Raw genomic sequence first — 16,202 nt, 5'->3', positions numbered from 1 at the left:
GTGGAGCGCGGTTTTGTAGGCCGGATAAGCGTTAGCGTCATCCACCACCTTTAGAACAATTATTTCCCCGGTACGTTTCCCTACCCAACAAAATCAATCTTCGTGATACCCATCACAGTCAAATACCTTCATCAATCCTATCTTTATTGCCGATCATCATATTGATTTTATTATATTTATTAGGGTGATGATTTAGTTTCGACTATAAGCTCTGGTCAATAACTCCACGGACAGGAAAGGACCTCCCTCATGGCTTCAGACGGCACCCGCTTTACCTTCACCGCCGGGCGTACTCCGGCGGACACTTTTGCGGTGGTGGGTTTTAAGCTCAAACAATCCCTCTCTTCGCTATTCGCTCTGGATATCACCGTGTCCTGTAACGACCCGGCGATTGGCTTTAAAGCCATTCTCGATGAATACGCGCTGCTCACCATCTGGCAGGGCGAGGTCATTAAGCGCCGGGTGCGCGGTATCGTCACCTTCTGCGAACAGGGTGACAGCGGCAAGCACCAGACGCTTTACTCGATGACGGTGCGCCCGGAGTTCTGGCGCAGCTCACAGCGGCAGAACTGCCGCAGCTTTCAGAATTACGACATCCAGTACATCTTCGCAAAGTTGCTGAAAGAAATGCGTATCCGCACGCATGACGCGCTGTTCCGCCGCTCGCATCCGCCGCGCGAATTCTGTGTTCAGTTTATGGAATCGGATTACGATTTTATTGCCCGCCTCGCCGCGGAAGAAGGGATATTCTTTTTCGAGGATGAATACCTCGACGACAGAGACCAGAAGCTGACCTTCACCGATGACCGCTGCAACCTGCGCGGCCTCGGGGCTTTTCCGTATAACCCGAATGCCGCCTCTGAATCGTCCACGTACTGCATCAACACCTTTCGCCGCAGCGCGCAAATCCGCCCGGCGAAAGTCACCACAAAGGATTACACCTTCACCGCCCCCGGCTGGCAGGCGCAGTACCAGGAAGAAGGGGCGGACCTGTCATATCAGCGCCCGGATTATGAGATTTTTGACTATCCGGGGCGTTTTAAGGATGAACAGCACGGGGCCGATTTTGCCAAATATCAGATGGACGGCTGGCGCAATAACGTCGATTTTGCCAGCGGTACCAGTAATTGCCCGCAGTTACAGCCGGGGCGCTGGTTCACCCTCACCGACCACCCGCGTGAAGATTTAAACAGCCCGTGGCAGGTGGTGTCGTGCGAGATGACCGGCAGCCAGCCGCAGGCGCATATCGGCAGCGCCGGCCAGGGTACCACGCTCACCAACCGCTTTCATGTTATCCCGGCCACCCAGACCTGGCGCCCTGCGCCGTTACCGAAACCGCTGGTGGATGGCCCGCAAATCGGCATTGTCACCGGTCCTGCCGGGGAAGAAATCTACTGCGACGAACACGGGCGCGTGACGGTGAAATTTGCCTGGGACCGGTATAACAAAAGCAACGAGGAAAGCTCGTGCTGGGTGCGCGTCTCTCAGGCGTGGGCGGGCACCGGATTCGGCAACATCGCCATCCCGCGCGTCGGCCAGGAAGTGATTGTCGATTTCCTGAACGGCGACCCGGACCAGCCGATTATCACCGGGCGCACATACCACGCTGCCAACCGCGCACCGGGCGACCTGCCAGGGACCAAAACCCAGATGGCGATACGCTCGCAGACGTATAAGGGTAATGGATACAACGAATTAATGTTTGACGACCAGACCGGCCAGGAACTGCTGTCGATGCATGCCCAGAAGGACATGAAAACGGTGGTGCTCAATAACCGCGATACGAATGTGAAAGTCGACCACAGCGAAACCATCGGCCATAACCAGCAGGTCACAGTCGGGCTGGGGCAGACGGTAAAAGTCGGCCAGGAGAACGCCACCGGGCACGACCAGAACATCACCGTGGCGCACGACCGCAGCATCACCGTACGCAATGACCAGACGCTGAAAGTCACCCGCGACCGGACGGTAAACAGCGGGCGCGATGACAATCTGTATGTGGAACGCGACCGCAAAGTGACGGTAAAAGGCAATCAGGAACACAACACGACAAAAGACCATATCAGCCTGGTGAAAGGCAATCACAGCCTGGAAGTGAAAGGCGACCTGGCGCAGAAAGTGGCGGGGGCGCTGGGTGTGGATGCGCAGGGTGATATCGTGCTGCAGAGTCAAATCAAAATCACGCTGCGGGTGGGGAGTTCGTTTGTGGTCATCCACCCCGGCGGCGTGGACATCACCGGGCTGAAAATCAATCTTAACGGTGGGGGAAGTCCGGGGACGCCAGTTAAGATAGCCGGGGACGGTTCCTTACCTGGGGAATTATTGACACAGTATTTCGACCGAAAACTTCGTTTTTCATCAGACATTACTTACAGGGTAGAAACAACTGAGGGGGAGGAAATTCTTTCCGGGTCTGGAGTAAGTGGATATATCGGCAAAAAAGATAGTCAGTCGGAATATTGGGTATTTGTGAGTTGAGAGATAAAAAAATGGAAAAAATAGATCTGGACATTGATGGTCAACCTTATTTGATAATAACAAAAGATGAAAAGACGGAGTTAGGCTTTAAAGGAAACACCACACCTGAAACGGAGGAGGAATCTCATGATGTAGATATTCCTAACGTTTTAATTATCACAAGGAAAAATGCTGATGTTTTATTTGTTCTGAGAGGTGGAGATACAGACTCTTTTAAGGTTGTGACAGCTCAGGACTTATACGATAAATTTAAATATCAGTGGTTTGAACCATTGGCTGATAACTATCGTGAGTTATTGTACGTTAACGATGCGGATTATGCTAAGGATGCCTACAAATTATTTACATGGACGGATATCGTAACATTCTCTCTTATAGATCGCACCCCATTAGCTTTTCGTCCAAATTGTGAGGGAGATTGGAAGAGTAATTCTGTAGGTGGGGGTGGATATCTGCTCGTCATGATAAATAAAATTCCATATTGGACGGATGCTGTAGGGCAAATACCATTTTCAATCGATACTTACAGAATGAATAGAAATATACCGTCGACTGTTGAAACGGGAATGATATGGGGGACAGGGAGACGTTCTGACGCAGCTGACAGGACAAATACTTATGATAACTTCTTTGTACTAAGAGGGACTTTATATGCAAGTCAAAGGTTCACATACGGCATTAAATCTGGCGATGGTACCTATCCTGCGGTGGATGTTGTTGAAAAAGATAATGCTACGCCAGACGATACATTAGGTAATTCAATAACACCTGAAGAGTATGATACATATGCAATCTGGAAAAAATAAAAACATTGATTTATTAAATGGTCGACTACTGGTTGGTTTGTTTGCATGTATGGTTTATAGAGTCGTTTCTATATCACTTGCAACAATTTATACTCATTTTTTCGTTCCTCATAAAATTTACATATCAACGAATCTCTCTGTTTTTTATTCATATTTGTTTCTTGCTGCATTTATTTTCATCGTGACAGTTATATCTAAGCAATCCATAGGTATTGCAGTGGCAATATGTTCAACTCTAGTTTTAGGGGGGGGTATTTTTAACGAGGGTTTGCCGTATCGGGCATTATTGTTCATATTTGCGGCTGCTTTGGCATATTCGTTTGTTTTTATATGTAATTTTCAATTTAAACAATCAATATCTGGATTTTCTAAATGCATAAGATACCTGAAAACCATCCTGTTAGTGATATATCCAGTTTGTCTGTTCTTTGAACAAGAGATGTTTAGGCGTGTGTCAATATTCATTGCTTGTATTATTGCTCTATTTTTCTTTATTTCCTGGATGAATAGAAAACTTCAATAAAATTATATGAAATCCTCGCTGGCGATCTGCGTTGTCGTTGCAGGGCTGAATTCGGCGAGAGCCAACAAGTGTTAGCGCATCGCCTGAACCTCACTGATATTCATGTTCCTGCTGATCATGTCGGATGTCGCAGCCGCTTATCCGACCTGTGATTTAGCCTTGTGGCGGCAAACAAACACCAATGCCACCGATGCCGCAGTAACCATACGGGTTTTTATGCAGATACTGCTGGTGGTCATCTTCGGCGTAATAGAACGGCCCGGCGTTAGCGATTTCGGTGGTGATTTTTCGGTCATCCCCGGATTGCGTCATTGCCTGCTGGAAGCGCTCAAAACTGGCGCGAGCCGCCGCATCTTGTTCTGGTGTGAGCGGGTAGATTGCGGAACGATATTGCGTGCCTGTGTCGCCGCCCTGACGCATGCCCTGAGCGGGATCGTGGTTTTCCCAGAACACGTGTAGCAATTGTTCGTAACTCACCACGTTGGGATCGTAAACCACGCGCACGGCCTCGGTGTGCCCGGTCATGCCGCTACAAACTTCATGATAAGTGGGATTAGGGGTAAAACCTCCGGCATACCCGGCGGCGGTACTGTAAACCCCCGGTAATCTCCAGAATAAACGCTCAACGCCCCAGAAACAGCCCATCGCAAAATAAGCGATTTCCATGCCATCTGGTACATTTGTCATGGAATGCTCGTTAACCGCATGCAAAGTGGCGATTGGCATCGGGGTATTGCGGCCAGGCAGCGCTTCCGACTGGGTGACGCGATGGGTTTTCTCAAATAATTTCATCAGTCGTGATCTCCCGATGTTGACTAAATTTAACAACAACCTGCGTGCGGTTGTAACGAAGTGCGTTATTGCGGACAATAACCACGCCTTATGAGACTACAGTACATATAAGAAATATTTGGGTTATTGTGCGATTTTCAACCCCAATTGTTGGGGTTTTGTTAAGCCTAAGGGCGGCTAAACGTTTCCTTCCAGGGGTGGGAACAAGGATATTCAGGAGAAAACGTGCCACAAATCCGTATTATTTGCTCGGCCTGTTTGTGCCTGGTAAGCACGTGGGCCGGAGCTGCCAACGTGCGTTTGCAGGTTGATGGGCTAAGCGGCGAACTACAAAAAAACGTTCGCGCACAGCTTTCTACCATTCAGAGTGATGAAGTGACGCCGGACCGGCGTTTCCGTGCCCGTGTGGACGATGCTATTCGTAATGGCCTGAAAGCGCTCGGCTATTACGAACCGACTATTGATTTCGACCTGCGGCCGCCGCCAGCCAAAGGGCGCCAGGTGTTGATTGCCAAAGTCGATCCCGGCCCGCCGGTATTAATTGGCGGCACCGATGTGATTCTGCGTGGCGGCGCGCGCAATGATAAAGATTACATCGCGCTGCTGGGCGAACGCCCGAAAATTGGCACCGTTCTGAATCATCATGATTACGACAGTTTCAAAAAAGATCTCTCGAATATTGCGGTGCGCAAAGGTTATTTCGACAGCGAGTTCACCAAAAGCCAGCTCGGTGTGTCGCTTGAGCGCCGTCAGGCGTTCTGGGATATCGATTACAACAGCGGCGAGCGTTACCGTTTTGGTGCCGTAACGTTTGAAGGTTCGCAGATTCGCGAAGAATATCTGCAAAACCTGGTACCGTTTAAGCAGGGCGATTATTACCAGTCGAAAGACCTGGCTGAACTGAACCGCCGTTTGTCTGCCACGGGTTGGTTTAATTCCGTGGTGGTTGCACCAGAATTCGACGAAGCGCGCAAAACCAAAATATTGCCGCTGCACGGTGTGGTTTCACCGCGTACTGAAAACACCATCGAAACCGGTGTGGGTTATTCCACCGACGTTGGGCCTCGTGTGAAAGCCTCGTGGAAAAAGCCGTGGATGAACTCTTACGGCCACAGCCTGACCAGCAGTATCAGCCTGTCAGCGCCAGAGCAGATTTTCGATTTCAGCTACAAAATGCCACTGCTGAAAAATCCGCTCGAGCAATATTATCTGGTGCAGGGCGGCTTTAAAGCCACCGACCTGAACGATACCAAGTCAGATTCCACCACGCTTGCCGTCTCGCGTTACTGGGATTTATCCAGTGGCTGGCAACATGCCATCAACCTGCGCTGGAGTCTCGACCACTTTACGCAGGCAGACGTCACCAATACCACGATGCTGCTTTATCCGGGCGTGAGCCTTAACCGCACCCGTTCTCGCGGTGGTTTAATGCCGACCTGGGGCGACTCACAACGCTATTCGATAGACGTTTCCGACACCATGTGGGGTTCCGATGTGGACTTCGCCGTCGCGCAGGCGCAACAGGTCTGGATCCGTACTTTGCAGGAAAAGCACCGCTTTGTGGTGCGCGGCAATGTGGGCTGGATTGAAACCAATAACTTCGACAAAGTGCCGCCAGACTTGCGTTTCTTTGCCGGTGGCGACCGCAGTATTCGCGGCTATTCCTACAAATCTATCTCACCTGAAAACGAGAAAGGCGAACTGACCGGGGCATCCAAACTCCTCACCGGTTCGCTGGAATATCAATACAACGTGACCGGGAAATGGTGGGGCGCGGTGTTCGTCGATTCAGGCGAAGCGGTGAATGATATTAAACAGAGCAACTTTAAAACTGGCGCAGGTGTTGGCGTGCGCTGGCAGTCACCCGTTGGGCCAATCAAGCTCGATTTCGCCGTTCCGGTGGCGGATAAAGATGAGCATGGCGTACAGTTTTACATCGGTCTGGGGCCTGAACTATGAGTCGCTGGAAGAAGATAAGCCTCGCGGTGTTGGTATTTGTGGTGCTGCTGATTGGCGCCGTGGGTTTCCTGGTGGGAACAACCACCGGGCTACACGTATTATTTAATGCCGCGAACCGTTGGGTGCCGGGCTTAGATATCACCAGCGTTACCGGTGGCTGGCGTAATCTGACCATCAAAGGTCTGCGCTACCAACAACCGGGCGTGGACGTTCGGGCGGGGGAAGTGAACCTCGCGGTCAAACTCGGCTGCCTGCGTGACAGCAGCCTGTGCGTGAATAATCTCTCGCTCAAAGATATCGACGTGGTTATCGACAGCAAAAAAATGCCGCCGTCGGCCCCGGTTCAGGAAGAAGACACCGGCCCGCTCAATCTCACCACGCCGTATCCCATCACGTTAAGCCGCGTGGCGCTCAATAACGTCAATATCAAAATTGATAACACCACCGTTTCGGTGATGGAATTCACCTCGGGCCTTAACTGGCAGGAGCGTAATCTGACGGTTACGCCGACCAACCTCGAAGGCTTATTGATTGCCTTGCCAAAGGTCGCGAAAGTCGCTCAGGAACAGGTGGTCGAACCGAAAATTCAGAACCCGCAACCGGAAGAGTTGCCGCTGGGCGAAACGCTCAAGCAACTCTTTGAAAAACCTGTTTTGCCAGAAATGACCGATGTGCATTTGCCGTTGAACCTGAATATTCAGGAGTTCCGTGGCTCGCAACTGCGCCTGACGGGTGACACCGATTTGCTGGTCAGCAGCCTGTTGCTGAAAGTCAGCAGCATCGACGGCTCTCTGAAGCTTGATGCGCTGGATGTCGACTCCTCACAAGGTATCGTCAATGCCACCGGGAGCGCGGAACTGCGCGACAAATGGCCGGTCGATTTGACGCTCAATACCACGCTGAATATCGACCCGATAAAAGGCGAAAAGGTGAAGATGAAAATTGGCGGGGAGCTGCGGGATGTGCTGAAAGTCGGCATGAATCTCTCAGGCCCGGTTGATATGGAACTCACCGCGCATACGCAACTTGCCGAAGCCGGTTTGCCGCTTAATCTCGAAGTGGTGAGCAAGCAGCTTTACTGGCCGTTTACCGGCAAAAAGGAGTATCAGGCCGATAACCTTAAGCTGAAATTCAGCGGCAAAATGACTGACTACACGCTGTCATTGCGCACCGATGTGAAAGGCGAGCAAATCCCGCCAGCCACCATCACGCTTGACGCTAAAGGCAATGAGCAACAGCTCAATCTCGACAAACTGCGCGTGGCAGCTTTGCAGGGCAACACCGACCTGAAAGCCGTGCTCGACTGGAGCAAAGCCATTAGCTGGCGCGGCGAGCTGAAACTCGACGGCATCAACACGGCGAAGCAATTCCCGGACTGGCCTGCCAAACTCGACGGTCTGGTGAAAACCAGCGGCAGTTTGTACGGCGGGAGCTGGCAGGTGGATGTGTCTGACCTGAAACTCGCCGGTAACGTCAAAAATAACAAAGTGAATGTCGCCGGGAAGCTCAACGGCAACAGCTATATGCAGTGGAAGATCCCTGGCCTGCACATTGAACTGGGGCGCAATAGCGCGGATGTCAAAGGTGAACTGGGCCAGAAAGATTTAGCGCTGGATGCCACCATTGACGCGCCTAATCTCGACAATGCGCTGCCAGGTCTGGGCGGTACGGCGAAAGGCACGATTAAAGTGCGCGGCGATGTGAAAGCACCGCAGTTGCTGGCGGATGTCACGGCGAATAATTTGCGCTGGCAGGAGCTTTCGATTGCACGTGTTCTGCTGAAAGGGGACGTGAAGTCCACCGATCAAATTGCGGGCACTCTGGATTTACGCGTTGAGCGAATTTCCCAGCCGGGCGTTGATCTTAGCCTTGTGACGCTGGCTGCAAAAGGTTCTGAAAAACAGCACCAGCTGCAAGTGCGAATTCAGGGGGAGCCGGTTTCCGGGCAGTTAGATTTGAGTGGCAGCTTCTCTCGCGAAGAAGAACGCTGGCGTGGCAATCTCAGCAATACGCGCTTTGAAACGCCGGTTGGTCCGTGGTCGCTGAACCGCACGCTGGCGCTCGATTACCGCAACAAAGAGCAGAAAATCAATATTGGCGCGCATTGCTGGACGAACCCGAATGCTGAACTTTGCGTGCCGCAACCGATTGATGCTGGTGCGAAAGGGCGGGCGTTGGTCAATCTGAATCGCTTTGATTTGGCGATGCTCAAACCGTTTATGCCAGCCGATACGCAGGCGGTAGGCACGTTCAGTGGCCGGGCGGATGTCAGTTGGGATGCAGAATCTGAAGGCTTGCCGCAGGGTTCTGTGACGCTCGCGGGCAACGGCGTGAAAGTCACGCAGATGGTGAACGACAGCCCGCTGCTGGTGGCGTTCGACACGCTTAATTTGAATGCGGAACTCAAAAACAACCAGGCGAAGCTGGGCTGGTTGATTCGTGTTGCTCAAAACGGCCAGTTCGACGGCCAGGTTCAAATTAGCGATCCGCAGAACCGCCGTAATCTCGCCGGTAATGTGAATATGCGCAACTTTGATTTGGCCATCGCCAATGCGGTGTTCGCCCGGGGGGAAAAAGCCGCTGGCAAACTTAACGCCAATTTGCGCCTCGCGGGCAATGCCGAGCGACCACAAATCTTCGGCCAGTTGCAGCTTAATGGTGTGGATGTTGATGGCAACTTTATGCCGTTCGACATGCAGCCAAGCCAGCTTGCCATGAACTTTAATGGCATGAACTCGACGCTTGCCGGAACGGTGCGCACCAAACAGGGCGACATTGCCCTGAGCGGCGATGCGGACTGGACGCAAATCGATAACTGGCGAGCGCGGGTGGCGGCGAAAGGTAATAAGGTGCGCATTACGGTGCCGCCAATGGTACGACTCGATGTGTCACCGGATGTTGAGTTTGTCGCTACGCCAAGTCTGTTTACGCTTGATGGCAGCGTCGATATTCCTTGGGCGCGAATTGTGGTGCATGAAGTTCCGGAAAGCTCGGTGGGGGTTTCCAGCGATGAAGTGATGCTGGATAAAGATCTGAAACCCGTTAAACCGCAAACGGCGGGGATCCCGATCAACAGCAATCTGGTGATCCACGTCGGCAACAATGTGCGTCTGGATGCATTTGGCCTGAAAGCGCGCTTAAGCGGCGATTTGAAAATGGTGCAGGATCGCCAGGGCTTGGGCTTGAACGGGCAGATCAATATTCCAGAAGGGCGCTTCCACGCTTACGGGCAGGATCTGATTGTGCGCAAAGGCGAGCTGTTGTTCTCAGGCCCGCCGGATCAACCTTTGCTGAATATCGAAGCGATTCGTAACCCGGAATCTACAGAAAACGACGTTATTGCTGGTGTTCGTGTCACAGGATCGGCTGATGAGCCAAAAGCTGAAATATTTTCTGATCCTGCTATGTCACAGCAAGAAGCCTTGTCCTACCTGCTTCGCGGGCAAGGTTTAGACAGTTCTGGCGACGATGGCAACGCCATGACGTCAATGCTTGTGGGTCTGGGGGTTGCACAAAGTGGGCAGGTTGTGGGTAAAATCGGCGAGACGTTTGGCGTAAGCAATCTGGCGCTTGATACCGCAGGGGTGGGGGATTCCTCACAAGTGGTGGTCAGTGGCTATGTACTGCCAGGTCTCCAGGTGAAATATGGAGTGGGTATTTTTGACTCATTGGCGACACTAACACTGCGTTATCGCCTGATGCCTAAGCTGTATCTGGAAGCGGTGTCTGGTATCGATCAGGCACTTGATCTGCTTTATCAGTTTGAGTTTTAGCAATGCGAATATTTGTTTACGGCAGTTTAAGACGCAAGCAAGGTAACAGCCACTGGATGACAAACGCCCAGTGGCTTGGGGAGCATCATGTCGAAAACTACGCTTTATACAGCCTCGGCCACTATCCGGGCGTCGTCCCGGGTGAAGGTTCCGTGATGGGTGAAGTGTATCGAATTGATGCGTCCACACTCTCTGAGCTGGATGCTCTTCGCACCAAAGGCGGAGAGTACAAACGCCAGCTCATTCAGACCCCATACGGCAGTGCATGGATGTACGTTTACCAAAGGCCGGTGGATGGCCTTACCCGCATCGAAAGCGGTGACTGGCTGGATAAAGATAAGTATTAGTGACTTCTTAGGTCGGATTAGCGAAAGCGACATTCGACATAAGCTGCATAAAAAAACACCGCCATCTGGCGGTGTTTTCACAAGCATTCAGCGAGGCGAGAATTACTTCTTAGCGCGCTCGAAGGAAGCAACGATCTCAGCTTTAGCCGCTTCTGCATTGTCCCAACCTTCAACTTTAACCCATTTGCCTTTTTCGAGAGCTTTGTACTGCTCGAAGAAGTGGGAGATCTGCGCTTTCAGCAGTTCTGGCAGGTCGTTCACATCTTTAATGTGATCGTATTCTTTGCTCAGTTTGGTGTGCGGAACGGCAACCAGCTTGGCATCTTCACCCGCTTCGTCAGTCATTTTCAGCACGCCAACTGGACGGCAGCGAATCACAGAACCTGGTTGCAGTGGGTATGGCGTTGGAACCAGAACGTCAACCGGGTCACCGTCTAAAGACAGGGTATGGTTGATGTAGCCGTAGTTGCACGGATAGAACATCGCGGTGGACATGAAACGGTCAACAAACAGCGCGCCGGTGTCTTTATCAATTTCATATTTGATAGGATCAGCGTTCGCTGGGATTTCGATAACAACGTAGATGTCTTCCGGCATATCTTTGCCCGCAGGGACGTTGAGTAAGCTCATGTCTTTTTCCTTTAAACTGATGTCATTCAAGTGCCGCGTATTATAGCTAACTCGATTTAAATGTCTTCGCCTCTTTTTGCCTTCACTTCTTAGCCGCAACCGTTTCCAGAACCTTCCGACAACGGGAAAATCCATAAACATAGCCATATTCTTTATAAAATTGTGTAAGCGGTTACAGCCATGCGTATGACTTGTTTGAAGTGTGATGTAACTCATTCTGTTAGCCACTATGTCGTCTATAGTTTTCTCGAAGGTCAGGTATTAACCAACAATAACCCTACGAGGATGTACCTATGTGGAAGCGCTTACTTTTGGTCTCTGCTGTCTCCGCAGCTATGTCGTCTATGGCGATAGCTGCTCCGTTAACGGTCGGATTTTCGCAGGTAGGATCTGAATCCGGTTGGCGTGCGGCAGAAACGTCGGTTGCAAAGAGCGAAGCTCAGAAGCGTGGCATCACGCTGAAAATCGCTGATGGACAACAAAAACAAGAAAACCAGATTAAAGCAGTGCGTTCATTCATTGCCCAGGGCGTTGACGCTATCTTCATCGCGCCAATCGTCGCCACGGGCTGGGAGCCAGTACTACAAGAAGCAAAAGAGGCAAAAATCCCGGTATTCCTGCTCGACCGTAATATCGATGTAAAAGACAAATCGCTGTACATGACGGTAGTGACCGCCAACAACGTGCTGGAAGGCCAGTTGATCGGCGAGTGGCTGCTCAAAGAGCTTAACGGTAAACAATGTAACGTGGTTGAGCTGCAAGGCACCGTGGGCGCGAGCGTGGCAATCGACCGTAAGAAAGGTTTTGCCGACGCCATTTCTAAAGCGTCTAACGTGAAAATCATTCGTTCCCAGTCTGGCGACTTTACCCGCAGCAAAGGTAAAGAAGTCATGGAAAGCTTCATCAAAGCCGAGAACAACGGCAAAAACATCTGCATGGTTTACGCGCATAACGATGACATGGCGATCGGTGCGATCCAGGCCATCAAAGAAGCGGGCCTGAAACCAGGCAAAGACATTCTGACCGGTTCAATCGATGGCGTGCCGGATATCTACAAAGCGATGATTGATGGCGAAGCTAACGCCAGCGTAGAGCTGACGCCAAACATGGCAGGCCCGGCGTTTGACGCACTCGAGAAGTTCAAAAAAGACGGCACCATGCCGGAAAAAGTGACCATCACCAAGTCTACTTTGTATCTCCCGGATACCGCGAAAGAAGAGCTTGAGAAGAAAAAATCGATGGGCTACTAAGCTGCTTTACCCCTCACCCTAACCCTCTCCTTGGGGAGAGGGCCGGGGTGAGGGCGTCCGGACTTGTAGCGTGCAGAGGACAATAATGAACACCAACAACAACCAGGAAATTCTGCGCACGGAAGGCTTATCGAAACATTTCCCAGGGGTTAAGGCGCTAGACAAAGTGGACTTCAGCCTCAATCGCGGCGAAATCATGGCGTTGCTGGGTGAAAACGGAGCAGGGAAATCAACGCTAATTAAAGCCCTGACCGGTGTTTATCAGCGCGATAGCGGCAATATTTACCTCGAAGGTGAGCTTATCTCACCAAAGAATACCGCCCATGCCCAACAGCTTGGCATCGGCACGGTGTACCAGGAAGTGAACCTGCTGCCGAATATGTCGGTGGCGGACAATCTGTTTATTGGCCGCGAGCCGCGTCGCTTTGGGTTTTTACAACGCAAAGAGATGGAAAAACGCGCCACCCGGCTGATGGAATCCTACGGGTTTTCACTCGATGTCGCCGAACCACTCAACCGCTATTCCGTGGCGATGCAGCAGATCGTCGCGATTTGCCGGGCCATCGATCTGTCGGCCAAAGTGCTGATCCTCGATGAACCCACCGCTAGCCTCGACACCAAAGAAGTCGAAATGCTTTTCACCCTGATGCGTCAGTTGCGCGATCAGGGGGTGAGTCTGATCTTCGTCACCCACTTTCTCGATCAAGTTTATGAAGTCACCGATCGCATCACCGTTTTGCGCAACGGATCATTTGTTGGCACGCGCAATACAAAAGATCTGCCGCAGATCGAGCTGGTGAAAATGATGCTGGGGCGTGAACTGGAAACTAACGCCCTGAACCGTGCGGGCCGCACGTTACTGAGCGATAAACCGGTCGCCGCGTTTAAAGATTTCGGAAAGAAAGGGGTGATCAACCCATTCGATCTGGAAGTCCGTCCAGGCGAGATCGTCGGCCTGGCGGGATTATTAGGGTCCGGTCGCACCGAAACCGCCGAAGTGATATTTGGGATCAAGCCCGCAGACAGCGGTAACGCGTGGATCAAAGGCAAACAGCAATCGCTGCGATCGCCGCATAAAGCCTCGTCGCTCGGCATTGGTTTTTGCCCGGAAGACAGGAAAACCGACGGCATTATTGCCGCCGCCTCGGTACGTGAAAACATCATTCTGGCATTGCAGGCCCAGCGCGGCTGGCTGCGCCCAATCCCTAAGCGTGAGCAGTACCAGATAGCCGAACGCTTTATCCGCCAGTTGGGGATTCGAACCCCCGGCCCGGATCAACCGATTGAATTTCTCTCTGGCGGCAATCAGCAAAAAGTTCTGCTGTCGCGGTGGCTGCTAACCAAACCGCAATTCCTGATCCTCGATGAACCGACGCGTGGGATCGACGTGGGTGCGCACGCCGAAATTATCCGCCTGATCGAAACCTTATGTGCCGATGGTCTGGCGCTGCTGGTTATTTCTTCCGAACTCGAAGAGCTGGTGGGTTATGCGGATCGCGTGATCATTATGCGTGACAGGCAGCAAGTGGCGGAGATCCCGCTCGCTGAACTTTCCGTATCGGCAATTATGAATGCCATTGCGGCATAAGGAGTAACACGTGATGCCTCGTTCATTGCCGCAAACGGATGCCGAAAAGCCAAAGCGGAATTTCCGCTGGCCGCCGGGTATTCCCCAGTTAGTCGCGCTGGTGTTGGTGCTGTTAGTTGATAGCCTGGTCGCCAACCATTTCTTTGATATCGTGGTGCAAAACGGACGCCTGTTCGGCAGTCCGATAGATATTCTCAACCGTGCGGCACCGGTCGCATTATTGGCGATTGGCATGACTCTGGTGATCGCCACCGGCGGTATCGATCTTTCCGTGGGCGCGGTGATGGCGATTGCGGGTGCGACCGCCGCGACGTTAACCGTCGACGGACACAGCCTGGTGGTTGTGATCCTGGCGTCACTGGGTGTCGGCATTCTGGCCGGATTGTGGAACGGGATTCTGGTCGCCATTCTCAAGATCCAGCCGTTTGTCGCCACCCTGATTCTGATGGTCGCCGGGCGCGGTGTCGCGCAACTTATCACTGCCGGGCAAATCGTTACGTTCAACTCGCCCAACCTTTCATACCTTGGCAGCGGCGCGCTGTTCTTCTTCCCGACGCCGGTGATTATCGTGCTGGCAACGCTGCTGCTCTTCTGGCTGTTTACCCGTAAAACGGCGCTGGGTCTGTTTATTGAATCGGTCGGGATTAACATTCGTGCGGCGAAAAACGCCGGGGTGAATACGCGCCTCGTCGTGATGCTGACTTACGTACTGAGTGGCCTGTGCGCCGCTATCGCCGGGATTATCGTGACCGCCGATATTCGCGGTGCCGATGCCAATAACGCCGGTTTGTGGCTGGAACTGGACGCCATTCTGGCGGTGGTTATCGGTGGCGGTTCGCTGATGGGCGGACGGTTTAACATCGCGCTTTCGGTAATTGGGGCGCTGATTATTCAGGGGATGAACACCGGCATTCTGCTTTCTGGTTTCCCGCCTGAGCTTAACCAGGTGGTGAAAGCGGTAGTGGTGATGTGTGTGCTGATTGTTCAGTCACCGCGTTTTATTGCTTTGCTCAAAGGACTCCGTCGCCATGATCAAACGTAACTTGCCGTTGATGATTACCCTGGCGGTGTTTGTGCTGGGGTATCTGTACTGCCTGACGCAATTCCCCGGTTTTGCCTCAACGCGGGTAATTTGCAACATTCTGACCGACAACGCGTTTCTGGGGATTATTGCCGTTGGTATGACGTTTGTGATCCTCTCCGGCGGCATCGATCTTTCCGTCGGTTCGGTGATCGCCTTTACCGGCGTATTCCTCGCCAAAGCGATTGGCTTCTGGGGATTATCGCCGCTGGTCGCTTTCCCGCTGGTGCTGCTGATGGGCTGCGCATTCGGCGCGTTTATGGGGCTGCTCATTGATGCGCTGAAAATCCCGGCGTTTATAATTACGCTTGCCGGGATGTTCTTCCTGCGCGGGGTCAGTTACCTGGTGTCCGAAGAGTCGATTCCGATTGATCACCCGATTTACGACACGCTGTCTAACCTTGCCTGGCGCATTCCCGGCGGTGGGCGATTAAGTGCTATGGGCCTGCTGATGCTGGCCGTGGTGGTGATTGGTATTTTCCTTGCGCACCGCACCCGTTTTGGCAACCAGGTTTATGCGATTGGCGGCAACGCCACGTCGGCCAACCTGATGGGGATTTCCACCCGCAGCACCACCATTCGCATTTATATGCTTTCAACCGGGCTTGCCACGCTCGCTGGAATTGTGTTTTCGCTCTATACCTCAGCGGGTTATGCGCTGGCGGGAATGGGCGTGGAGCTGGACGCGATTGCCTCGGTGGTTATCGGCGGCACGTTGTTAAGCGGCGGCGTGGGAACCGTGCTCGGCACGCTGTTTGGCGTGGCGATTCAGGGGCTGATTCAGACCTATATCAACTTCGATGGCACGCTCAGTTCCTGGTGGACGAAAATCGCCATCGGCATTTTGCTGTTTATTTTCATTGCCCTACAGCGCGGCCTGACGGTGCTGTGGGAAAACCGCCAAAGCTCGCCAGTGAAGCGCATTAACGTGACGCCTGGTCAAAGCTGAATCGCTTTGCCTAAACTTTCTCCGGT

General features: G+C 52.4%; 11 protein-coding genes. 9 read left to right on the top strand and 2 right to left on the bottom strand.

Annotation, left to right across the window (positions count from 1 at the left end):
* Positions 1-249: 249 nt before the first annotated feature.
* A complete protein-coding gene (locus DY231_RS20785) occupies positions 250-2,478 on the top strand; it encodes a type VI secretion system Vgr family protein (protein WP_115631263.1) in 2,229 nt (742 codons plus the stop codon).
* Between the two features lie 11 nt (positions 2,479-2,489).
* A complete protein-coding gene (locus tag DY231_RS20780) occupies positions 2,490-3,284 on the top strand; it encodes a hypothetical protein (RefSeq protein ID WP_115631262.1) in 795 nt (264 codons plus the stop codon).
* 676 nt (positions 3,285-3,960) lie between these two features.
* Here DY231_RS20780 and msrA read toward each other — a convergent pair.
* The gene (gene msrA / locus DY231_RS20775) at positions 3,961-4,599 is read right to left on the bottom strand and encodes a peptide-methionine (S)-S-oxide reductase MsrA (protein WP_115631261.1); all 639 of its coding nucleotides are present in this window, start codon (positions 4,597-4,599) and stop codon (positions 3,961-3,963) included.
* A 225-nt stretch (positions 4,600-4,824) separates the two neighbouring features.
* Between msrA and tamA the strand changes: the two genes are divergently transcribed.
* The 3 genes from tamA to DY231_RS20760 are packed head-to-tail and all read left to right on the top strand — an operon-like array spanning position 4,825 to position 10,678.
* Positions 4,825-6,558: an autotransporter assembly complex protein TamA gene (gene tamA / locus DY231_RS20770; RefSeq protein WP_115631260.1), complete on the top strand. Its 1,734-nt coding sequence runs from the start codon at positions 4,825-4,827 to the stop codon at positions 6,556-6,558.
* The gene (tamB, locus tag DY231_RS20765; protein WP_115631259.1) at positions 6,555-10,331 is read left to right on the top strand and encodes an autotransporter assembly complex protein TamB; all 3,777 of its coding nucleotides are present in this window, start codon (positions 6,555-6,557) and stop codon (positions 10,329-10,331) included. The genes tamA and tamB overlap by 4 nt, the downstream gene beginning before the upstream one ends.
* A gap of 2 nt (positions 10,332-10,333) precedes the next feature.
* Positions 10,334-10,678 (top strand): gamma-glutamylcyclotransferase family protein, encoded by a 345-nt coding sequence (locus DY231_RS20760; protein ID WP_115631258.1) that lies wholly within the window; start codon positions 10,334-10,336, stop codon positions 10,676-10,678.
* A 102-nt stretch (positions 10,679-10,780) separates the two neighbouring features.
* Here the strand turns inward: DY231_RS20760 and ppa are convergent, their stop codons facing one another.
* Positions 10,781-11,308 (bottom strand): inorganic diphosphatase, encoded by a 528-nt coding sequence (gene ppa, locus DY231_RS20755; RefSeq protein ID WP_034492882.1) that lies wholly within the window; start codon positions 11,306-11,308, stop codon positions 10,781-10,783.
* A 293-nt stretch (positions 11,309-11,601) separates the two neighbouring features.
* Here ppa and ytfQ point away from each other — a divergent pair, with 293 nt between their 5' ends.
* From ytfQ to yjfF, 4 genes are all read left to right on the top strand, one after another.
* Positions 11,602-12,558 carry a galactofuranose ABC transporter, galactofuranose-binding protein YtfQ gene (gene ytfQ / locus DY231_RS20750; protein WP_115631257.1) on the top strand — a complete coding sequence of 319 codons (957 nt, stop codon included), beginning with the start codon at positions 11,602-11,604 and terminating at the stop codon, positions 12,556-12,558.
* Positions 12,559-12,643: 85 nt separating this feature from the next.
* Positions 12,644-14,146 carry a galactofuranose ABC transporter, ATP-binding protein YtfR gene (gene ytfR / locus DY231_RS20745; protein ID WP_115631256.1) on the top strand — a complete coding sequence of 501 codons (1,503 nt, stop codon included), beginning with the start codon at positions 12,644-12,646 and terminating at the stop codon, positions 14,144-14,146.
* Positions 14,147-14,156: 10 nt separating this feature from the next.
* The gene (ytfT, locus tag DY231_RS20740; RefSeq protein WP_115631255.1) at positions 14,157-15,188 is read left to right on the top strand and encodes a galactofuranose ABC transporter, ATP-binding protein YtfT; all 1,032 of its coding nucleotides are present in this window, start codon (positions 14,157-14,159) and stop codon (positions 15,186-15,188) included.
* Positions 15,175-16,176, top strand: a complete 1,002-nt coding sequence (gene yjfF / locus DY231_RS20735; protein ID WP_034492890.1) for a galactofuranose ABC transporter, permease protein YjfF — start codon at positions 15,175-15,177, stop codon at positions 16,174-16,176. The genes ytfT and yjfF overlap by 14 nt, the downstream gene beginning before the upstream one ends.
* Positions 16,177-16,202 lie beyond the last annotated feature (26 nt).

This window comes from Buttiauxella agrestis, from assembly GCF_900446255.1.
In the GTDB taxonomy this organism is placed as follows: Bacteria; Pseudomonadota; Gammaproteobacteria; order Enterobacterales; family Enterobacteriaceae; genus Buttiauxella; species Buttiauxella agrestis.
The sequence above is the reverse complement of the archived record's forward strand: the minus strand, read 5'-3'. Positions and strand labels throughout refer to the sequence as shown.